General features: G+C 57.4%; 15 protein-coding genes. 12 read left to right on the top strand and 3 right to left on the bottom strand.

Annotation, left to right across the window (positions count from 1 at the left end; translation table 11 throughout):
• Positions 1 to 89 precede the first annotated feature (89 nt).
• Entirely contained in the window at positions 90 to 1,835 is a 1,746-nt protein-coding gene (gene ggt / locus BFV63_RS20645; protein ID WP_057979969.1) for a gamma-glutamyltransferase, read from the top strand.
• 87 nt (positions 1,836 to 1,922) lie between these two features.
• Here the strand turns inward: ggt and yhhY are convergent, their stop codons facing one another.
• Positions 1,923 to 2,411 (bottom strand): N-acetyltransferase, encoded by a 489-nt coding sequence (gene yhhY / locus BFV63_RS20640; protein WP_003861561.1) that lies wholly within the window; start codon positions 2,409 to 2,411, stop codon positions 1,923 to 1,925.
• Between the two features lie 258 nt (positions 2,412 to 2,669).
• Between yhhY and BFV63_RS20635 the strand changes: the two genes are divergently transcribed.
• The 5 genes from BFV63_RS20635 (at position 2,670) to gntU (ending at position 7,611) form a co-directional block, all read left to right on the top strand.
• The gene (locus tag BFV63_RS20635) at positions 2,670 to 3,707 is read left to right on the top strand and encodes an oxidoreductase (protein WP_003861563.1); all 1,038 of its coding nucleotides are present in this window, start codon (positions 2,670 to 2,672) and stop codon (positions 3,705 to 3,707) included.
• Between the two features lie 123 nt (positions 3,708 to 3,830).
• Complete coding sequence (locus tag BFV63_RS20630) at positions 3,831 to 4,526, top strand: pirin family protein (protein ID WP_003861565.1); 696 nt, start codon at positions 3,831 to 3,833, stop codon at positions 4,524 to 4,526.
• 91 nt (positions 4,527 to 4,617) lie between these two features.
• Positions 4,618 to 5,613, top strand: a complete 996-nt coding sequence (gene gntR / locus BFV63_RS20625; protein WP_003861567.1) for a gluconate operon transcriptional repressor GntR — start codon at positions 4,618 to 4,620, stop codon at positions 5,611 to 5,613.
• Between the two features lie 126 nt (positions 5,614 to 5,739).
• On the top strand, positions 5,740 to 6,267 hold the full coding sequence (gene gntK / locus BFV63_RS20620) for a gluconokinase (protein WP_003861569.1): 528 nt from the start codon (positions 5,740 to 5,742) through the stop codon (positions 6,265 to 6,267).
• 3 nt (positions 6,268 to 6,270) lie between these two features.
• Complete coding sequence (gntU, locus tag BFV63_RS20615; protein WP_003861572.1) at positions 6,271 to 7,611, top strand: gluconate transporter; 1,341 nt, start codon at positions 6,271 to 6,273, stop codon at positions 7,609 to 7,611.
• A gap of 79 nt (positions 7,612 to 7,690) precedes the next feature.
• On the opposite strand, the gene yhgN is transcribed toward gntU, so the two are convergent.
• Positions 7,691 to 8,284: an NAAT family transporter YhgN gene (gene yhgN / locus BFV63_RS20610; protein WP_003861574.1), complete on the bottom strand. Its 594-nt coding sequence runs from the start codon at positions 8,282 to 8,284 to the stop codon at positions 7,691 to 7,693.
• Between the two features lie 178 nt (positions 8,285 to 8,462).
• Here yhgN and asd point away from each other — a divergent pair, with 178 nt between their 5' ends.
• From asd to glgP, 6 genes are all read left to right on the top strand, one after another.
• Complete coding sequence (gene asd / locus BFV63_RS20600) at positions 8,463 to 9,566, top strand: aspartate-semialdehyde dehydrogenase (protein ID WP_069597591.1); 1,104 nt, start codon at positions 8,463 to 8,465, stop codon at positions 9,564 to 9,566.
• Between the two features lie 239 nt (positions 9,567 to 9,805).
• Positions 9,806 to 11,992: a 1,4-alpha-glucan branching enzyme gene (gene glgB, locus BFV63_RS20595; protein WP_023314968.1), complete on the top strand. Its 2,187-nt coding sequence runs from the start codon at positions 9,806 to 9,808 to the stop codon at positions 11,990 to 11,992.
• Positions 11,989 to 13,962, top strand: a complete 1,974-nt coding sequence (gene glgX, locus BFV63_RS20590) for a glycogen debranching protein GlgX (protein WP_003861580.1) — start codon at positions 11,989 to 11,991, stop codon at positions 13,960 to 13,962. Before glgB ends, glgX begins: the two co-directional genes overlap by 4 nt.
• Positions 13,963 to 13,979: 17 nt before the next feature.
• Complete coding sequence (gene glgC / locus BFV63_RS20585) at positions 13,980 to 15,275, top strand: glucose-1-phosphate adenylyltransferase (protein ID WP_003861582.1); 1,296 nt, start codon at positions 13,980 to 13,982, stop codon at positions 15,273 to 15,275.
• The gene (glgA, locus tag BFV63_RS20580; RefSeq protein WP_003861584.1) at positions 15,275 to 16,708 is read left to right on the top strand and encodes a glycogen synthase GlgA; all 1,434 of its coding nucleotides are present in this window, start codon (positions 15,275 to 15,277) and stop codon (positions 16,706 to 16,708) included. Before glgC ends, glgA begins: the two co-directional genes overlap by 1 nt.
• A gap of 18 nt (positions 16,709 to 16,726) precedes the next feature.
• Positions 16,727 to 19,174 (top strand): glycogen phosphorylase, encoded by a 2,448-nt coding sequence (glgP, locus tag BFV63_RS20575; RefSeq protein WP_023314966.1) that lies wholly within the window; start codon positions 16,727 to 16,729, stop codon positions 19,172 to 19,174.
• An 87-nt stretch (positions 19,175 to 19,261) separates the two neighbouring features.
• Here the strand turns inward: glgP and glpD are convergent, their stop codons facing one another.
• Complete coding sequence (gene glpD / locus BFV63_RS20570) at positions 19,262 to 20,770, bottom strand: glycerol-3-phosphate dehydrogenase (protein ID WP_023314965.1); 1,509 nt, start codon at positions 20,768 to 20,770, stop codon at positions 19,262 to 19,264.
• Positions 20,771 to 20,906 lie beyond the last annotated feature (136 nt).

Below are 20,906 nucleotides of genomic sequence, written 5' to 3'. Positions count from 1 at the left end.
TATCCTCATTCCTGCATAACGATGATTTTTTAAGAGTTGTGAACCAGGCTTAAGCGGGGAATATGGGCCCCTTCACCTGGAGAACAATAATGATGAAACCAACCTTTTTGCGCTGGGTCGCCATCGCTGCGCTGATGGCAGGCGGCACATTTACCGTGGCGGCCAACCCGCCCGCCGCTCCACCGGTCTCTTACGGCGTGGAGGAGGATGTTTTTCACCCCGTGCGGGCGACGCACGGCATGGTGGCCTCGGTTGACGCGCTGGCAACGCAGGTGGGCGTCGATATTCTTAAACAGGGCGGTAACGCGGTGGATGCGGCGGTCGCGGTGGGATATGCGCTGGCGGTGACGCATCCACAGGCGGGGAACCTGGGCGGCGGCGGGTTTATGATGCTGCGCACGAAAGACGGTAAAACCACAGCCATCGACTTCCGTGAGATGGCGCCGAACCAGGCCTCCCGCGATATGTTCCTCGACGATCAGGGTAATCCGGACAGTAAAAAATCCCTGACCTCGCACCTTGCCTCCGGCACGCCGGGCACCGTTGCGGGCTTCTCGCTGGCGCTGGAAAAATACGGCACGCTGCCGCTGAATAAAGTGGTGCAGCCTGCCATCAGGCTGGCGCGCGACGGCTTCGTCGTCAACGACGCGCTGGCGGACGACCTCAAAACCTACGGCAGCGAAGTTATTCCCAATCATGAGAACAGCAAGGCTATCTTCTGGAAAGACGGCGAGCCGCTGAAGAAGGGCGATAAGCTGGTGCAGAAGAACCTCGCAAAAAGTCTCGAACTGATTGCCGAAAACGGTCCGGATGCCTTCTATAAGGGGCCGATTGCCGATCAGATTGCGGATGAGATGCAGAAGAACGGCGGGCTGATCACCAAAGCGGATCTGGCGGAATATAAGGCGGTGGAGCGCGAGCCGATTAGTGGCACCTATCGCGGCTACGAGGTCTTCTCCATGCCGCCGCCGTCTTCCGGGGGCATTCACATCGTGCAGATCCTCAATATTCTGGAAAACTTCGATATGCACAAGTATGGCTTCGGTAGCGCCGATGCCATGCAGGTGATGGCCGAGGCGGAAAAGCGCGCCTACGCTGACCGCTCGGAATACCTCGGCGACCCGGACTTCGTGAAGGTGCCGTGGCAGGCGCTGACCAACAAGGCCTATGCCAAATCGATTGCCGATCAGATCGACATCAACAAGGCTAAGCCGTCGAGCGAGATCCGCCCGGGCAAGCTGGCGCCGTATGAAAGTAACCAGACCACCCACTTCTCGGTCGTGGACAAAGACGGAAACGCGGTGGCGGTGACCTACACGCTTAACACCACCTTCGGCACCGGGATTGTGGCGGGCAATAGCGGTATTTTGCTGAACAACGAGATGGATGATTTTTCTGCCAAGCCGGGCGTGCCGAATGTCTACGGCCTGGTCGGCGGCGATGCGAATGCGGTAGGGCCGAAGAAGCGCCCGCTATCATCCATGTCGCCCACCATTGTGGTGAAAGACGGCAAAACCTGGCTGGTGACAGGCAGCCCTGGCGGGAGCAGGATTATCACCACCGTACTGCAAATGGTGGTGAACAGCATCGACTTTGGGATGAACGTCGCCGAAGCGACCAATGCGCCGCGTTTCCATCACCAGTGGCTGCCGGACGAGTTGCGCGTGGAGAAGGGCTTTAGCCCGGACACCCTCAAGCTGCTTGAGCAGCGCGGGCAGAAGGTGGCGGTGAAGGAGGCGATGGGCAGCACCCAGAGCATTATGGTCGGACCGGATGGCGCGCTGTTTGGCGCGTCGGACCCGCGTTCGGTGGATGATTTAACGGCGGGGTATTGATTTTGTTGCCCGGTGGCGCTGCGCTTACCGGGCCTACAACGGCACGGACATAGGCCGGGTAAGGCGAAGCCGCCACCCGGCAACTCATTACTTCATCCTCGCCATATAATACGCATCCACATACTCGCCGTTGCGCAGGGCATAGCGCCTGCCGGTGCCTTCAATCTCAAACCCGTGCTTTTTGTACACCGCGATTGCCGGTTCGTTATCCACAAACACCGTTAACTCGATGCGGTCGACGCGCAGCCAGTTGTCGCACATATCGATCATGGTGCGAATCAGCGCGCTGGCCACGCCGCGGTTATGCCACTCTGCGCCAACGCATATACCGAAATCGGCAACGTGGCTGCGGCGTGGTCGCTGGGCGACATCAATGGTGAGGTGGCCGACCACGATATCATCAATGCAGGCAACCAGCTGTTTAATGCCCGGCTGTTCGCCTAGCCGCATTTGCCACATTTCCATTGAAGGATGAGGAACCTGTAGCGTGTTGTGGTACACCTCCGGCTGGGCGTGGATCTGACGAATGGCGTCGTAATCTTTCGGTTCAGCGTGGCGTATCACTATCTCACTCATTCCTTGTTCCTCAGTCAGTTAAAAGTCCCTTCCAACATCAATGACTTTAAAAGTTGAGTCAATCGCTATTTTTTGCAAAAAGTGTTGGACAAGTGCGAATGAGAATGATTATTATTGCTTTGCATTCAGGAAGACCTCCTACGGGAACCTGAAAGCACGACATTGCTCACATTGCTTCCAGTATTACTTTAGCCAGCTTTTAGCTGGCTTTTTTTTTGTTATGGTTAGACTCAGCAACCTTCGAAAAAGGACTGAGCCATGACACTACATTGCGCATTTATTGGATTTGGCAAAAGCACCACGCGTTACCACCTTCCGTATGTTCTCAACCGTAAAGAGACCTGGCACGTCGCTCATATCTACCGCCGCAGCGCGAAGCCGGAAGAACAGTCTCCGCAGTATTCCCATATTCATTTCACCAGCGATCTTGATGAAGTGTTAAATGATCCGCAGGTGAAGCTGGTGGTGGTCTGTACCCACGCCGACAGCCACTTTGACTACGCGAAACGCGCGCTGGAAGCAGGTAAAAACGTGCTGGTGGAAAAGCCGTTCACCCCGACCATCGCCGAAGCGAAGGAACTCTTTGCGCTGGCGAAAAGCAAAGGCCTGACCGTCACGCCGTACCAGAACCGACGCTTTGACAGCTGCTTCCTGACGGCGAAAAAGGCGATTGAGAGCGGCAAACTCGGCGAGATCGTGGAAATCGAAAGCCACTTCGATTACTACCGCCCGGTGGCGGAAACCCAGCCAGGACTGCCGCAGGACGGGTCGTTCTACGGTCTGGGCGTGCACACCATGGACCAGATTATTTCCCTGTTTGGCCGCCCGGACCACGTGGCGTATGACATTCGCAGCCTGCGCAACAAAGCCAACCCGGACGATACCTTTGAAGCCCAGCTGTTCTACGGCGACCTGAAGGCCATCGTCAAAACCAGCCATCTGGTGAAAATCGACTACCCGAAATTTATCGTTCACGGCAAGAAAGGCTCCTTTATCAAGTACGGCATTGACCAGCAGGAGACCAGCCTGAAGGCCAACATCATGCCGGGTGAACCGGGCTTTGCGGCAGATGATTCCGTGGGCGTGCTGGAGTACGTGAACGACGAGGGCGTGACGGTCAGGGAAGAGCTGAAGCCGGAAACGGGCGACTATGGACGCGTCTATGATGCGCTGTTTGAGACCCTCACAAACGGCACGGCGAATTACGTCAAGGAATCTGACGTTCTGACCAACCTGGAAATCCTCGAACGGGCCTTCGAACAGGCTTCTCCTGCCACGGTAACCCTCGCGAAATAAGCAAAAACGGCTCCTCTGCGCTTGTTCACAATTTTTGAACAGAGGAGTCAATTTTCACCCTCTATGATCCCAGGGCGTTTGCGTCCACACTTACTCCATCGAAACGAACTGAGGGTGAAAACAATGATCTACTTACGCAAAGCAAACGAACGTGGTCACGCGAATCATGGCTGGCTGGACTCATGGCATTCATTCTCGTTTGCCGACTACTACGACCCGAACTTCATGGGCTTCTCCGCACTGCGCGTGATTAACGATGACGTGATTGATGCAGGCCAGGGCTTCGGTACCCACCCGCACAAAGACATGGAAATCCTGACCTATGTGCTGGAAGGGGCGGTTGAGCACCAGGACAGCATGGGCAACAAAGAGCAGGTTCCGGCGGGCGAGTTCCAGATTATGAGCGCGGGGACCGGGGTGCGTCACTCTGAGTACAACCCGAGCAAAACGGAAAAACTGCACCTGTATCAAATCTGGATCATTCCAGAAGAGACCGGCATCACGCCACGCTACGAGCAGCGCCGCTTCGACGCGAAACAGGGCAAACAGCTGGTGCTCTCGCCGGATGCGCGTGAAGGTTCCCTGAAAGTGCATCAGGATATGGAGCTGTACCGCTGGGCGCTGGCGAAAGATGAACAGTCTGTGCACCAGATCGCCGCCAACCGCCGCGTGTGGATCCAGGTGGTGAAAGGGGAGGTGTCCATCAATGGCACCAAAGCGACAACCGCCGATGGTCTGGCCGTCTGGGATGAGCAGGCGCTCTCCGTGCATGCCGACAGCGAAAGTGAAATTCTGCTGTTTGACCTGCCGCCGGTCTAAATAATTTCTCAACCTTCCCTTTAAACGGGGAAGGTTGAGCTTTGTCCGTGATAAACTGAGCAAATCTCTCACTTCAAGATTTCTCAGGACGATGAAAAAGAAACGCCCCGTACTTCAGGATGTCGCCGATCGCGTCGGTGTGACCAAAATGACGGTCAGCCGTTTTTTACGTAACCCGGAACAGGTTTCCGTGGCGTTGCGTGGCAAGATTGCCGCCGCCCTTGATGAACTGGGTTATATCCCCAACCGCGCGCCCGATATTCTCTCCAATGCGACCAGCCGTGCGGTGGGCGTCCTGCTTCCTTCCTTAACCAACCAGGTATTCGCCGAAGTGCTGCGTGGCATCGAAAGCGTCACCGATGCGTTTGGCTATCAGACCATGCTCGCCCACTACGGGTACAAGCCGGAACTGGAAGAGGAACGTCTTGAATCGATGCTTTCCTGGAACATCGACGGCCTGATTTTAACGGAACGTACTCACACCCCGCGCACGCTGAAAATGATTGAAGTGGCAGGCATTCCGGTGGTGGAGCTGATGGACAGCCAGTCGCCGTGCCTCGACATCGCCGTGGGGTTCGATAACTTTGAAGCGGCGCGTCAGATGACGGCGGCGATCATCGCCCGCGGTCATCGCCATGTGGCCTATCTGGGTGCGCGTCTGGATGAACGTACTATCATCAAGCAGAAGGGATACGAGCAGGCGATGCTCGACGCCGGTTTAACCCCGTACAGCGTGATGGTGGAGCAATCTTCTTCTTACACGTCGGGTATTGAGCTGATGCGTCAGGCGCGACGCGAGTATCCGCAACTGGACGGTATTTTCTGTACCAACGATGACCTTGCGGTCGGCGCGGCGTTTGAGTGCCAGCGTCTGGGTTTAAAAATCCCGGATGATATGGCGATTGCCGGTTTCCACGGCCACGACATTGGCCAGGTGATGGAGCCGCGTCTGGCGAGCGTCCTGACCCCGCGTGAACGCATGGGCCGCATTGGTGCAGAACGCCTGCTGGCGCGCATTCGTGGTGAGGCAGTTACCCCTAAAATGTTAGATTTAGGTTTCACCTTGTCACCGGGTGGATCTATTTAATCCGACAAATTTGAAGTAGCTCACACTTATTCACTTCGCGCACGTTTGGATATTGCTTCTCTTATGCCCCGGCAGGACAATGTTACCGATAACTGTTACCCGTAACAATTGACTGAGGGACACCCTTTGAGCACGACTAATCACGATCACCACGTTTACGTCCTGATGGGCGTGTCCGGTAGCGGTAAATCTGCCGTGGCGAGCGAAGTGGCGCATCAACTCCAGGCTGCGTTTCTTGATGGTGACTTCCTCCATCCGCGTAGCAACATCATGAAAATGGCTTCCGGCGAGCCGCTGAACGACGACGACCGCAAACCGTGGTTGCAGGCGCTGAATGACGCCGCGTTCGCGATGCAGCGCACCAATAAAGTCTCCCTGATCGTCTGTTCCGCGCTGAAAAAAACCTATCGCGACCTGCTGCGCGACGGCAACCCGAACCTCTCTTTCATCTACCTGAAAGGCGATTTCGGGGTGATTGAAAGCCGCCTGAAGGCGCGTAAAGGCCACTTCTTCAAAACCCAGATGCTGGTAACGCAGTTCGAAGCGTTGCAGGAGCCGGGTGCTGACGAGCAGGATGTCTTAGTGGTTGATATCGATCAGCCGCTGGAAGGTGTTGTTGCCAGCACCATCGAGGTTATTAATAAAAGGCAGTAAGTTTTGAGTACATTAACGCTAGTTTTGACAGCAGTGGGTTCCGTATTGCTGCTGCTGTTTTTAGTGATGAAGGCACGTATGCACGCCTTCGTTGCTTTGATGGTGGTTTCTATTGGTGCTGGTCTCTTTTCCGGCATGCCGCTCGACAAAATCGCGGCGACGATGGAAAAAGGGATGGGCGGCACGCTCGGCTTCCTGGCCATTGTGGTGGCACTGGGCGCGATGTTTGGTAAGATTTTGCACGAGACGGGCGCGGTCGATCAGATTGCGGTCAAGATGCTGAAATCCTTCGGGCACAGCCGTGCGCACTACGCGATTGGTCTGGCAGGGCTGATTTGCGCGCTGCCGCTGTTCTTTGAAGTGGCCGTTGTGCTGCTGATAAGCGTCGCATTCTCCATGGCGCGCCATACCGGTACTAACCTCGTGAAGCTGGTCATTCCGCTGTTTGCGGGCGTGGCGGCGGCGGCGGCGTTCCTGCTGCCGGGGCCTGCGCCGATGCTGCTGGCCTCCCAGATGCATGCTGACTTTGGCTGGATGATCCTGATTGGCCTGTGTGCGGCGATCCCGGGGATGATTATCGCCGGTCCGCTGTGGGGAAACTTTATCAGCCGTTACGTTGAGCTGCACATTCCGGACGACATCACCGAGCCGCACCTGGGCGAGGGTAAAATGCCGTCCTTCGGCTTCAGTCTGTCGCTGATCCTGCTGCCGCTGGTGCTGGTGGGCCTGAAAACCATCGCTGCACGCTTTGTGCCGGTGGGGTCAACCGCTTACGAATGGTTCGAATTTATTGGTCATCCGTTCACTGCGATTCTGGTGGCGTGTCTGGTCGCGATTTACGGCCTGGCAATGCGTCAGGGCATGCCGAAAGACCGCGTGATGGAGATCTGTGGTGCCGCGCTGCAACCGGCGGGGATTATCCTGCTGGTGATCGGGGCGGGCGGCGTGTTCAAGCAGGTGCTGGTGGATTCCGGCGTTGGCCCGGCGCTGGGCGAAGCGCTGACCGGAATGGGCCTGCCGATTGCGGTCACCTGCTTTGTACTGGCCGCGGCGGTGCGTATCATTCAGGGCTCCGCGACCGTGGCGTGCTTAACCGCCGTGGGTCTGGTAATGCCGGTGATTGAACAGCTGAACTACTCCGGCGCGCAGATGGCGGCGCTCTCTATCTGTATCGCGGGTGGTTCGATTGTGGTGTCTCACGTGAACGATGCAGGCTTCTGGCTGTTCGGTAAATTTACCGGCGCAACCGAAGCGCAAACCCTGAAAACCTGGACGCTGATGGAAACCATCCTCGGCACGACGGGTGCGGTTGTCGGGATGATTGCGTTTACGCTGCTGAGCTGATCCCGGTTTTCTCCCTCTCCCACGGGGAGAGGGAGCAAACACTAAAAACGGCAATCAAGGATTGCCGTTTTGCTTTTACCTATCCTTTCATCCACGCCCGTATCCCGTCCAGGAACATCTGCGTTGCCATCATTACCAGAATCAGCCCCATCAGGCGCTCCAGCGCGTTCACCCCTTTCTCACCCAGCAGGCGCAGGAATAGCGACGACTGCAACAGGATAATAAACGTCCCGCCCCAGGCGATCAGCAGGGCAATCACCAGATGGCTCATCTGATTCGGATACTGATGCGACAGCAGCATCAGCGTGGCCAGAATCGTTGGCCCGGCGACCAGCGGAATCGCCAGCGGCACGATAAACGGCTCTTCACCCGCAGGCAGGCCGCTGCTGCTGCCCTCCGCGCTCGGGAAAATCATCTTAATGGCAATCAGGAACAAAATGATCCCGCCGGAAATGGAGACCGTTTCGGCGCGTAAGTTCAGGAAAGCGAGAATTTTTTCACCGGCGAACAGGAAGATAAACATCACCAGCAGGGCGATGAGCAGCTCGCGGATCATGATCGCCCGACGGCGCTTCGGCTCGGTGTGCTTCAGCACCGACATGAAGATCGGCAGATTACCGAGCGGATCCATAATCAGGATCAATAAAACCGCTGCGGAAATGATTTCACTCATCTTAAATTATCCCTGATACTTATTGTGGTCATTGCGGTGATTAGCACTTTTTCTGATTGCCGGGCAATCATCGATTAATTTCGCTTGCGACTTTGGCAGCATTTTGTAATGTGAAGCATATCCCAGTTCAATACTGGCTTGCACAATCAGCACACACCCCTTGCAGGAAAAAAATGCTATGAAAAACGTTGGTTTTATCGGCTGGCGCGGTATGGTCGGCTCTGTACTCATGCAACGCATGGTTGAAGAGCGCGATTTCGACGCCATCCGCCCGGTCTTCTTCTCCACTTCCCAGCTCGGCCAGGCTGCACCGTCCTTTGGGGGTACCACAGGCACGTTGCAGGATGCTTACGACCTGGAGGCGCTGAAGGCACTCGACATTATTGTGACCTGCCAGGGCGGCGATTATACCAACGAAATCTATCCGAAGCTGCGTGAAAGCGGCTGGCAGGGCTACTGGATTGACGCGGCCTCTTCGCTTCGCATGAAAGACGATGCCATCATTATTCTTGACCCGGTTAACCAGGGCGTCATCACCGACGGCCTGAACAACGGCGTGAAAACCTTTGTTGGCGGTAACTGCACCGTCAGCCTGATGCTGATGTCCCTCGGCGGTCTGTTCGCACAGGATCTGGTGGAGTGGGTCTCCGTGGCGACCTACCAGGCGGCGTCCGGCGGTGGCGCGCGTCATATGCGCGAGCTGCTGACCCAGATGGGCCAGCTGCACCAGAGCGTCGCTGCCGAGCTGGCAGACCCGGCGTCCGCGATCCTCGATATCGAGCGTAAAGTCACTCAGCTCACCCGCAGCGGCGAGCTGCCGGTGGATAACTTCGGCGTACCGCTGGCCGGCGGCCTGATCCCGTGGATAGACAAACAGCTGGATAACGGCCAGACCCGCGAAGAGTGGAAGGGCCAGGCTGAGACCAACAAAATCCTCGGCACCGTGAACACCATTCCGGTTGACGGTCTGTGCGTGCGTATCGGCGCGCTGCGCTGCCACAGCCAGGCCTTCACCATTAAACTGAAAAAAGATGTGTCTATTCCGACCGTGGAAGAGCTGCTGGCCGCGCATAACCCGTGGGCGAAAGTGGTGCCAAACGATCGCGATATCACCATGCGCGAACTGACCCCGGCAGCCGTCACCGGCACGCTGACCACCCCGGTTGGCCGCCTGCGCAAGCTGAACATGGGGCCTGAGTACCTCTCCGCGTTCACCGTTGGCGACCAGCTTCTGTGGGGTGCCGCCGAGCCGCTGCGCCGCATGCTGCGCCAGCTGGCGTAATAATTTGTTAAACACGGGGGGTGATTGTCACCCCCTTTTTTTGCGTACTACATGGAGTAAAACGCAGATGTCTTATTTTTTATCAGGAGGACCCACGACGTTGGCTATGCTTTAAGGAAGATTTATTTCTCACCTGAGGGTAGGGCGGAGCAGAGAGGATTAACTGCACCGTTTAGGTCACATTAAAAGTCGTCCCGGAGCGCGTAAAAAGGGCGACATAAAAAAACAGGATGAATACCATGTCCGATCGTATTTCGAGAGACGTGATTAATGCGCTTATTGCGGGTCACTTTGCCGACCCCTTTTCTGTGCTAGGGATGCACCGTACAGAGGCCGGACTGGAAGTTCGTGCGCTGTTACCGGATGCAACAGAAGTGTGGGTTATCGAACCCAAAACCGGCCGCAAGGTGGGTAATCTGGAATGCCTCGACTCGCGTGGCTTCTTCTCGGGCGTCATGCCCCGCCGTAAAAATCCTTTTCGTTATCAGCTTGCCGTTATCTGGCACGGTCAGCAAAACCTGATTGACGATCCCTATAGCTTCGGCCCGCTTTTAAAAGAGATGGACGCCTGGCTGCTGTCCGAAGGGACCCATTTACGCCCTTACGAAACGCTGGGTGCCCATGCGGATACCATGGACGGTATCACCGGCACGCGTTTTGCCGTATGGGCGCCAAACGCCCAGCGCGTCTCCGTTGTCGGGCAGTTCAACTACTGGGACGGTCGTCGTCACCCCATGCGCCTGCGCCGGGAAACCGGCATCTGGGAGCTGTTTATCCCCGGTGCGCACAACGGTCAGCTCTACAAATTCGAGATGATCGATGCCAACGGCAAGCTGCGCATTAAATCTGACCCGTACGCCTTTGAGGCCGAACTGCGCCCGAATACCGCCTCGCTGATTTGCGGCCTGCCGGAGAAGGTTGTCCAGACGGAAGAGCGCAAGCAGGCTAACCGCTTTGATGCGCCGATCTCCGTCTATGAAGTGCATCTCGGCTCGTGGCGTCGCCACACCGATAACAACTTCTGGCTGAGCTATCGCGAGCTGGCGGACCAGCTGGTGCCGTACGCCAAATGGATGGGCTTTACGCACCTGGAACTGCTGCCGATCAACGAGCACCCGTTCGACGGCAGCTGGGGCTATCAGCCAACCGGGCTGTATGCGCCTACGCGCCGCTTTGGCACGCGCGATGACTTCCGCTATTTCATCGATGCCGCGCACGCCGCCGGGCTGAACGTCATCCTCGACTGGGTGCCGGGCCACTTCCCGTCGGATGATTTTGCGCTGGCAGAGTTCGACGGCACAAAGCTTTACGAGCACAGCGACCCGCGCGAAGGCTATCACCAGGACTGGAACACGCTGATCTACAACTACGGTCGCCGTGAAGTATCGAACTACCTGGTCGGGAACGCGCTGTACTGGATCGAGCGTTTCGGCATTGATGCCCTGCGCGTCGATGCGGTGGCGTCGATGATTTACCGCGACTACAGCCGCAAAGAGGGTGAGTGGATCCCGAACGAGTATGGCGGGCGTGAAAACCTCGAAGCGATTGAGTTTCTGCGCAACACCAACCGCATCATCGGGGAGCAGGTGGAAGGTGCCGTGACCATGGCGGAAGAGTCCACCGACTTCCCGGGCGTTTCCCGTCCACCGTCAATGGGCGGACTGGGCTTCTGGTACAAGTGGAACCTCGGCTGGATGCACGACACGCTCGACTACATGAAGCTCGACCCGGTTTATCGTCAGTATCACCACGATAAGCTCACTTTCGGGCTGCTCTACAACTACACCGAAAACTTCATGCTGCCGCTGTCGCACGATGAAGTGGTGCACGGCAAGAAATCCATTCTCGACCGCATGCCGGGGGACGCGTGGCAGAAGTTTGCCAACCTGCGCGCCTACTACGGCTGGATGTTCGCCTTCCCGGGCAAAAAGCTGCTGTTTATGGGCAACGAATTTGCGCAGGGGCGCGAATGGAACCACGATACCAGCCTTGACTGGCATCTGCTGGAAGGCGCGGACAACTGGCACCACGGCGTACAGCGTCTGGTCCGTGACCTGAACCTGACCTATCGCCACCACAAAGCGCTGCACGAGCTGGACTTTGATCCGTACGGCTTTGAGTGGCTGGTGGTGGACGACCACGAGCGCTCGGTGTTTGTCTTTGCGCGCCGCGACAAGGCGGGTAACGAGATCATCGTCGCCAGCAACTTCACGCCAGTGCCGCGTGAACACTACCGCTTCGGCATTAACCAGCCGGGCAAATGGCGCGAAATTCTCAATACCGACTCCATGCACTACCACGGCAGCAATGCGGGTAACGGCGGGCTGGTGCAGAGCGATGCCATTGAAAGCCATGGCCGTCCGAACTCCCTGAGCCTGACGCTGCCGCCGCTTGGCACAATCTGGCTGGTGCGGGAGGGAGAATGACGCAGCTTACGGCAGGTAAACCCGAACCGCTCGGGGCGAGTTTTGACGGAAAGGGGGTGAACTTCACGCTCTTTTCCGCCCATGCGGAGCGGGTGGAACTCTGTGTGTTTGACGGGGAAGGTAACGAGCACCGTTACGATTTACCGGCGCGCACGGGGGATACCTGGCATGGCTACCTGGCCGGAGGACGGCCGGGGATGCACTACGGTTTTCGCGTACACGGCCCCTGGGAGCCCTCTCAGGGGCACTGGTTTAACCCGGCGAAGCTGCTGATTGACCCTTGTGCGCACCGGGTGGACGGTGAGTTTAAAGATGACCCGCTGTTCCACGTTGGCTACGGCGAACCTGACCACCGCGACAGCGCGCCCGTCGCGCCCAAAAGCGTGGTGGTGCACGATCTCTACGACTGGGAAGACGATGCCCCGCCGCGTACGCCTTGGGGCAACACCGTTATTTATGAAGCCCACGTTAAAGGGCTGACGTATCTGCACCCGTCAATTCCCAAAGAGATGCGCGGCACCTACAAAGCGCTTGGGCATCCGACGATGGTCGCGTACCTGAAGCACTTAGGGATCACCGCGCTGGAGCTGTTGCCCGTGGCGCATTTCGCCAGCGAGCCGCGGCTACAGCGTCTCGGGTTAAGCAACTACTGGGGCTACAACCCGCTGGCGTTGTTCGCCCTCGATCCGCGTTATGCGGTGAATCCTGAGAAGGCGCGGGATGAGTTTCGCGATGCGGTGAAGGCGCTTCACGCGGCGGGTATCGAGGTCATTCTGGACGTGGTGTTGAACCACAGTGCGGAAAGCGATCTTGACGGCCCGACGCTCTCACAGCGCGGAATCGATAACCGTAGCTATTATTGGATCAGGGACGACGGCGATTACGAGAACTGGACCGGGTGCGGTAACACCCTCAACCTCAGTCATCCGGCCGTTACGCATTACGCGTACGAGTGCCTGAAATACTGGGTTGAGACGTTCCACGTGGACGGTTTTCGCTTCGACCTGGCGCCAGTGATGGGGCGCACCCCGGCGTTCAGCCAGCAGGCGCCGCTGTTTGAGGCCATCAAAAACTGCCCGGTGCTTTCAAAGGTGAAGCTGATTGCGGAGCCCTGGGACATCGGCGAGGGCGGTTATCAGGTGGGGAACTTCCCGCCGCTGTTTGCCGAGTGGAACGACCACTTTCGCGATGCCGTCCGCCGCTTCTGGCTGACGCGCGATCTGTCGCTGGGGGAGTTTGCCGGTCGCTTTGCCGGCTCCAGCGATCTCTTTAAGCGTGACGGCAAACGTCCGTCGGCCACCATTAACCTGGTGACGGCGCACGACGGTTTTACCCTGCGCGACTGCGTTTGTTTCAATCAGAAACACAATGAGGCAAACGGCGAGGAGAATCGCGATGGGACTAACAATAACCATAGCTTTAACCATGGTATAGAAGGGTTAGGCGGAAGTCTGGATGTGATCGAGCGGCGACGCGCCAGCGTTCATGCGCTGCTGACGACGCTTTTGTTGTCGCAGGGCACGCCGATGCTGCTGGCGGGCGATGAGCACGGCCACAGCCAGCACGGCAACAACAACGCCTATTGCCAGGACAACACCCTGACCTGGCTCGACTGGGGAGAAGCGAACAGCGGGCTGACCCATTTCACCGCGGCGCTGATCCATCTTCGCCAGCGCATCCCCGCCCTCACCGCCGACCGCTGGTGGGAAGAGGGCGACGGCAACGTTCGCTGGCTGAATAAAGACGCGCAACCGTTAAGCGCGCAAGAGTGGCAACACGGCATACCCTGTCTGCAAATCCTGCTTTCGGATGCGTGGCTGGTGACGCTGAACGCGACGGATGACGTCGCAGAGATTGTTTTACCTGACGGGGAGTGGCGAGCCATTCCTCCCTTTGCCGGAGCGGATAATCCGGTTGTTATGGCTGTCTGGCACGGGCCTGCGCACGGAGTGTGCGTATTCCAAAGATGATAAAAAAGGAGTTAGTCATGGTTAGATTAGAGAAGAACGATCCGTTAATGTTGGCGCGCCAGCTACCATTAAAAACAGTTGCCCTGATACTCGCGGGCGGGCGTGGTACCCGTCTGAAAGATTTGACCATCAAGCGCGCTAAACCGGCCGTTCACTTTGGTGGTAAGTTCCGTATTATCGATTTTGCACTGTCAAACTGCCTGAACTCAGGCATTCGCCGTATTGGCGTCATTACCCAATATCAGTCGCACACGCTGGTGCAGCACATTCAGCGCGGCTGGTCATTCTTCAGCGAAGAGATGAACGAGTTTGTCGATCTGCTCCCGGCGCAGCAGCGCGTTCACGGGGAGAACTGGTACCGCGGCACGGCGGATGCCGTGACCCAAAACCTCGACATCATTCGCCGCTACAACGCGGAATACATCGTTATCCTCGCCGGGGACCACATCTACAAGCAAGATTACTCCCACATGCTGATCGACCACGTCGAAAAAGGGGCGCGCTGCACCGTGGCGTGCCTGCCGGTGCCTGTTGCGGAAGCAACCGCGTTTGGCGTGATGCATGTAGATGGCGACGACAAGATTATCGACTTTGTCGAAAAACCGGCGAACCCGCCAACCATGCCGGGAGACGACACCAAATCCCTCGCCAGCATGGGGATCTATGTCTTTGACGCCGATTATCTTTATGAACTGCTGGAAGAGGACGACAAAGACGAGAACTCCAGTCACGACTTCGGCAAAGACATTATCCCGAAAATTACCAAAGCTGGCATGGCGTATGCACATCCCTTCCCGCTGTCCTGCGTGCAGTCCGATCCAAATGCGGAACCTTACTGGCGCGATGTGGGAACGCTGGAAGCGTACTGGAAAGCCAACCTCGATCTTGCGTCCGTCACGCCTGAGCTGGATATGTACGACCAGAACTGGCCGATTCGCACCCATATGGAATCGCTGCCGCCGGCGAAGTTCGTCCAGGACCGCTCCGGCAGCCACGGTATGACGCTCAACTCGCTGGTCTCTGGCGGGTGCATTATCTCCGGTTCGGTGGTGGTGCAGTCCGTGCTGTTCCCGCGCGTGCGTATAAACTCATTCTGTAATATCGATTCGGCAGTCCTGCTGCCGGATGTCTGGGTAGGGCGCTCATGTCGTCTGCGTCGCTGCGTTATCGACCGTGCCTGCGTCATTCCCGAAGGGATGGTGATTGGGGAAAATGCGGAAGAAGATGCGCGTCGTTTCTACCGTTCGGAAGAGGGGATCGTGTTAGTAACACGGGAAATGTTGCGGAAGCTGCAAATCAAACAGGAGCGATGATGCAGGTTTTACACGTATGTTCTGAGATGTTCCCGTTGTTAAAAACGGGCGGACTGGCGGATGTTCTTGGTGCACTACCGGCGGCGCAAATTGCCGGAGGGGTGGATACCCGCGTGTTGTTGCCCGCTTTTCCGGATATCCGGCGTGGTATTCCCGATGCAAAGGTTGTTACCCGTCGCGAGACCTTCGCGGGACGTATCACCCTGCTGTTTGGACATTACAATGGCACAGGGATTTACCTGATTGATGCCCCGCATTTATACGATCGACCCGGCAGCCCGTATCACGATACCAACCTGTACGCCTATACCGATAACGTGCTGCGCTTTGCCCTGCTCGGCTGGGTGGGGGCGGAGATGGCCGTCGGGCTGGATCCGTTCTGGCGTCCGAACGTGGTGCACGCGCACGACTGGCACGCGGGGCTGGCTCCTGCGTATCTGGCGGCGAAGGGGCACCCGGCCAAATCGGTGTTTACGGTGCACAACCTGGCGTATCAGGGCATGTATTACGCGCATCATATGAATGACATCGATCTGCCATGGTCGTTCTTTAACATGCACGGGCTGGAGTTTAACGGACAGATTTCTTTCCTGAAGGCGGGTCTGTACTACGCCGACCATATCACGGCGGTCAGCCCAACCTACGCGCGTGAAATTACCCAGCCGGAGTTCGGTTACGGTATGGAAGGGCTGCTGCAACAGCGCCACCGTGAAGGTCGTCTGTCGGGCATTCTGAACGGCGTAGATGAACAGATCTGGAATCCGGAAACGGACCTCCTGCTGGCGGCGCGCTATGGACGCGACTCCGTGGAGGACAAAGCGGAGAACAAGCGCCAGCTACAGATTGCGATGGGGCTGAAGGTCAACGACAAGGTACCGCTGTTTGCGGTGGTCAGCCGCCTGACCAGCCAGAAAGGGCTGGATCTGGTGCTGGAAGCGCTGCCGGGATTACTGGAGCAAGGTGGGCAACTGGCGCTGCTCGGCGCGGGCGACCCGGTATTGCAGGAAGGTTTCCTTGCGGCCGCGGCGGAACATCCGGGGCAGGTGGGCGTGCAGATTGGCTATCACGAAGCGTTCTCGCACCGCATCATGGGCGGCGCGGACGTGATTCTGGTGCCGAGCCGTTTCGAGCCCTGCGGCCTGACGCAGCTCTATGGTCTGAAATACGGCACGTTGCCGCTGGTACGCCGCACGGGCGGGCTGGCGGATACGGTGTCTGACAGCTCCCTGGAAAACCTGGCGGATGGTATCGCCAGCGGGTTTGTTTTCGAGGACAGTAATGCCTGGTCGCTGCTTCGGGCGATCCGGCGTGCTTTCGTCTTGTGGTCCCGTCCATCCCTGTGGCGTTACGTACAACGTCAGGCGATGTCCATGGACTTTGGCTGGCACGTTGCGGCGCAGTCCTACCGCGACCTTTATCAACGCTTGATGTAACGAGGCGAAGTTACTGATATGAATGCTCCATTTAGCTACTCTTCCCCCACGCTCAGCGTTGAGGCGTTGAAACACTCCATCGCCTATAAGCTGATGTTTACCATTGGGAAAGATCCCGTTATTGCCAACAAACATGAGTGGCTGAACGCCACGCTGTTTGCGGTGCGCGACCGTATGGTCGAACGCTGGCTGCGCTCCAACCGCGCCCAGCTTTCGCAGGAGACGCGACAGGTGTATTACCTGTCGATGGAGTTTCTGATTGGTCGCACCCTCTCCAATGCGCTGTTATCGCTCGGGATTTATGACGACGTCAAAAACGCACTGGAAGAGATGGGGCTGGATTTAGAAGAGCTGATTGACGAAGAGAACGACCCGGGGCTGGGTAACGGTGGTCTCGGGCGTCTTGCCGCCTGCTTCCTCGATTCACTGGCGACGCTGGCGCTGCCCGGGCGCGGCTACGGTATTCGCTACGACTACGGCATGTTCAAGCAGAACATCGTGGATGGCCGTCAGAAAGAGTCCCCGGACTACTGGCTGGAGTACGGTAACCCGTGGGAGTTCAAGCGCCACAACACGCGCTACAAGGTGCGTTTTGGCGGGCGTATTCAGCAGGAAGGTAAAAAATCCCGCTGGGTGGAAACCGAGGAGATCCTGGCCGTGGCCTACGACCAGATCATCCCCGGCTACGACACCGATGCGACCAATACGCTGCGCCTGTGGAACGCGCAGGCCAGTAGCGAGATCAACCTGGGTAAATTCAACCAGGGCGACTACTTCGCGGCGGTGGAAGATAAAAACCACTCTGAGAACGTGTCCCGCGTCCTGTATCCGGATGACTCGACCTACTCAGGCCGCGAGCTGCGCCTGCGTCAGGAGTATTTCCTCGTCTCGGCAACGATTCAGGATATCCTTAGCCGTCACTATCAGCTGCACAAAACCTATGCGAATCTGGCGGAAAAAACCGCTATTCACCTCAACGATACCCATCCGGTGCTGTCGATCCCTGAGCTGATGCGCCTGCTGATTGACGAGCATAAGTTCAGCTGGGATGACGCGTTTGAAGTAACCTGCCAGGTGTTCTCGTACACCAACCATACGCTGATGAGTGAAGCGCTGGAGACGTGGCCGGTGGATATGCTCGGCAAAATTCTGCCGCGCCATCTGCAAATCATCTTCGAGATCAATGACTACTTCCTCAAGACCTTGCAGGAGCAGTACCCGAACGATACCGGTCTGCTGAGCCGCGCCTCGATCATTGATGAATCCAACGGGCGTCGCGTACGCATGGCCTGGCTGGCGGTGGTGATCAGCCACAAGGTCAACGGCGTATCAGAGCTGCATTCGAACCTGATGGTGCAGTCGCTGTTTGCGGACTTCGCGAAGATCTTCCCGACGCGTTTCTGCAACGTGACCAACGGCGTCACCCCGCGCCGCTGGCTGGCGCTGGCGAACCAGCCGCTCTCCGACGTTCTGGATGAGAACATTGGCCGCACCTGGCGCACCGATTTGAGCCAGCTGAGCGAGCTTGAGCAGCACATCGATTTCCCGACGGTGAACAAAGCGGTACGGGAAGCCAAGCTGCTGAACAAGAAGCGTCTGGCGGTCTGGCTGGCGATGCATCTGAACGTGGTGGCGAACCCGAAAGCGCTGTTCGACGTGCAGATCAAACGTATCCACGAGTACAAGCGTCAGCTGATGAATGTCCTGCACGTCATTACCCACTACAACCGCATTAAGGCTGACCCGACGGCGGAGTGGGTGCCGCGTGTGAAAATCTTTGCCGGTAAGGCGGCCTCCGCGTATTACATGGCGAAGCACATCATTCATCTCATCAACGATGTGGCGAAGGTGGTGAACCACGATCCGGACATTGGCGATAAGCTGAAGGTAGTGTTTATCCCGAACTACAGCGTGAGCCTGGCGCAGCTGATCATTCCGGCGGCGGATCTCTCTGAGCAGATTTCCACGGCGGGGACGGAAGCATCCGGCACCAGCAACATGAAGTTTGCCCTGAACGGCGCGCTGACTATCGGCACGCTGGACGGCGCAAATGTCGAAATGCTGGAGCATGTGGGCGCGGAGAATATCTTTATCTTCGGGAATACGGCGGAAGAGGTGGAGGCGCTGCGCAAGCAGGGCTACTCGCCGCGTGAGTATTATGAAGAGGATGAAGAGTTACGCCAGGTGCTGACGCAAATCGCCACCGGAGTGTTTAACCCTGAGGAGCCTGGACGCTATCGTGACCTGGTGGACTCGCTGATTAACTTTGGCGATCACTATCAGGTGCTGGCGGATTACCGCAGCTACGTGGATTGTCAGGATAAGGTGGACGAACTGTACCGTCAGCAGGAGAAGTGGACCAGCACCGCGATGCATAACATCGCCAACATGGGCTACTTCTCGTCAGACAGGACCATCAAAGAGTATGCCGAGAATATCTGGCATATTGATCCGGTGCGGTTGTAAAAACAAAGCCCGGTGGCGCTGCGCTTACCGGGCCTACGGGATCGAGTAGGCCGGGTAAGGCGGAGCCGACACCCGGCTTTTTTTCAATTACGACGCCAGCGACAATTCACGCTTTCCCGCATGTTGCGCCAGCCACTGCGCCACGCGAGACTGCTGCTCGGCATTCAGCCACATCCCTTCTTTAGTACGACGCCAGATGGCATCGTCCAGACGGCGCACCCACTCGTGTTCCACCAGGTAGCGCAGCTCGGCTTCGTATAGCTCATGGCCAAAATGCTCGCCCAGATCGGCAATCTCTTTCGCGTCGCCGAGGAACAGTTCGGTGTTGCTGCCGTAGGTGCGGGCGTAGTGGCGCGCCATGCCTTCGGTAATGAACGGGAAGCGGCGACGCAGCTTCGCGGCGTAATCGTCGCGGTTATCGCCGATATCGCCGCCAGGCAGCACGGCGCCTTTCGTCCACGCCGGGCCGATGCCTTTGTAATACGGCGCCAGTTTCTCCAGCGCGTGCTCCGCCAGTTTACGGTAGGTGGTGAGCTTACCGCCAAACACGGAGAGCAGAGGCGCCTGACCGTCAACGTCGTGAATATCAAGCGTATAGTCACGGGTGATGGCCTGCGGTGAGTCAGACTCGTCATCACACAGCGGACGCACGCCGGAGTAGGTCCAGACCACGTCATCGCGCGCCAGCTGTTTCTTAAAGTGCGCGTTGTACACTTTCAACAGGTAGCTGACTTCACTCTCGTCGATCTCAACGTTTTTCGGATCGCCTTTGTACTCCACGTCGGTGGTGCCGATGATGGAGAACTCGTCCATCCACGGGATCACAAACACAATGCGCTTGTCTTCATTTTGCAGGATATAAGCCTGTTTCTGGGTATGCACGCGCGGCACCACGATGTGGCTGCCCTTAATCAGGCGGATGCCGTACGGTGAAGGCAGGTGCATGCCGTCGTCGAAGAACTGTTTCACCCACGGGCCGGTGGCATTCACCAGGCCGCGCGCTTTCCAGCTAAACTTCTCGCCGGTATCCACGTCTTCCGCTTCCACAATCCACAGGCCGTTTTCGCGGCGTGCGGCGGTGGCGCGGGTGCGGGTTTTCACCTCGCCGCCTTTCTTCTCGACCATCTGCGCGTTAGCCAGTACCAGACGCGCATCGTCCACCCAGCAGTCGGAATATTCGAAACCGCGCACGATTTCAGGCTTAAGGACCGATTCTGAGCCAAAACGCAAACCGGTTGAACCCGGCAGGCTGGTGCGTTTACCCAGATGATCGTACATAAACAGACCGATGCGGATCATCCACGCCGGACGCAGATGCGGGCGATGGGGCAGGCGGAAGCGCATCGGGATCGCCAGATGCGGGGCCATTTTCAGCAGCACTTCGCGTTCGGCCAGCGCTTCGCTGACCAGGCGGAATTCGTAGTGTTCCAGGTAGCGCAGGCCACCGTGGATCAGCTTGGAGCTGGCGGACGACGTCGCGCAGGCGAGATCGTTAGCTTCCAGCATCAGCACGGATAAACCGCGTCCTGCGGCATCAACCGCAATACCGGCACCGTTGATGCCACCGCCTATCACAATCAGATCTTTGGTTTCCATAACACCCTCATGCACTTTCGTTAAAGCTCAAAAATGTTCGATATCGCTCATAATAGCAAAGGAACGCGCTTTTGGTAACATCAAAAAAACAATTTAGAGTGATATGGATAACATAATGGCGTTTACCCGCCGCCAG

Origin of the sequence: Enterobacter hormaechei subsp. xiangfangensis (assembly GCF_001729785.1) — a bacterium.
GTDB classification, from domain to species: domain Bacteria; phylum Pseudomonadota; class Gammaproteobacteria; order Enterobacterales; family Enterobacteriaceae; genus Enterobacter; species Enterobacter hormaechei_C.
Note: the sequence above shows the minus strand (reverse complement) of the source record. Positions and strands in the feature narration are given on the sequence as shown.

Excerpts from the sequence above, each read along its gene's own strand:
- ggt (WP_057979969.1), top strand. The coding sequence starts at position 90 with ATGATGAAACCAACCTTTTTGCGCTGGGTCGCCATCGCTGCGCTGATG.
- yhhY (WP_003861561.1), bottom strand. The coding sequence starts at position 2,411 with ATGAGTGAGATAGTGATACGCCACGCTGAACCGAAAGATTACGACGCC.
- BFV63_RS20635 (WP_003861563.1), top strand. The coding sequence starts at position 2,670 with ATGACACTACATTGCGCATTTATTGGATTTGGCAAAAGCACCACGCGT.
- BFV63_RS20630 (WP_003861565.1), top strand. The coding sequence starts at position 3,831 with ATGATCTACTTACGCAAAGCAAACGAACGTGGTCACGCGAATCATGGC.
- gntR (WP_003861567.1), top strand. The coding sequence starts at position 4,618 with ATGAAAAAGAAACGCCCCGTACTTCAGGATGTCGCCGATCGCGTCGGT.
- yhgN (WP_003861574.1), bottom strand. The coding sequence starts at position 8,284 with ATGAGTGAAATCATTTCCGCAGCGGTTTTATTGATCCTGATTATGGAT.
- asd (WP_069597591.1), top strand. The coding sequence starts at position 8,463 with ATGAAAAACGTTGGTTTTATCGGCTGGCGCGGTATGGTCGGCTCTGTA.
- glgB (WP_023314968.1), top strand. The coding sequence starts at position 9,806 with ATGTCCGATCGTATTTCGAGAGACGTGATTAATGCGCTTATTGCGGGT.
- glgX (WP_003861580.1), top strand. The coding sequence starts at position 11,989 with ATGACGCAGCTTACGGCAGGTAAACCCGAACCGCTCGGGGCGAGTTTT.
- glgC (WP_003861582.1), top strand. The coding sequence starts at position 13,980 with ATGGTTAGATTAGAGAAGAACGATCCGTTAATGTTGGCGCGCCAGCTA.
- glgA (WP_003861584.1), top strand. The coding sequence starts at position 15,275 with ATGCAGGTTTTACACGTATGTTCTGAGATGTTCCCGTTGTTAAAAACG.
- glgP (WP_023314966.1), top strand. The coding sequence starts at position 16,727 with ATGAATGCTCCATTTAGCTACTCTTCCCCCACGCTCAGCGTTGAGGCG.
- glpD (WP_023314965.1), bottom strand. The coding sequence starts at position 20,770 with ATGGAAACCAAAGATCTGATTGTGATAGGCGGTGGCATCAACGGTGCC.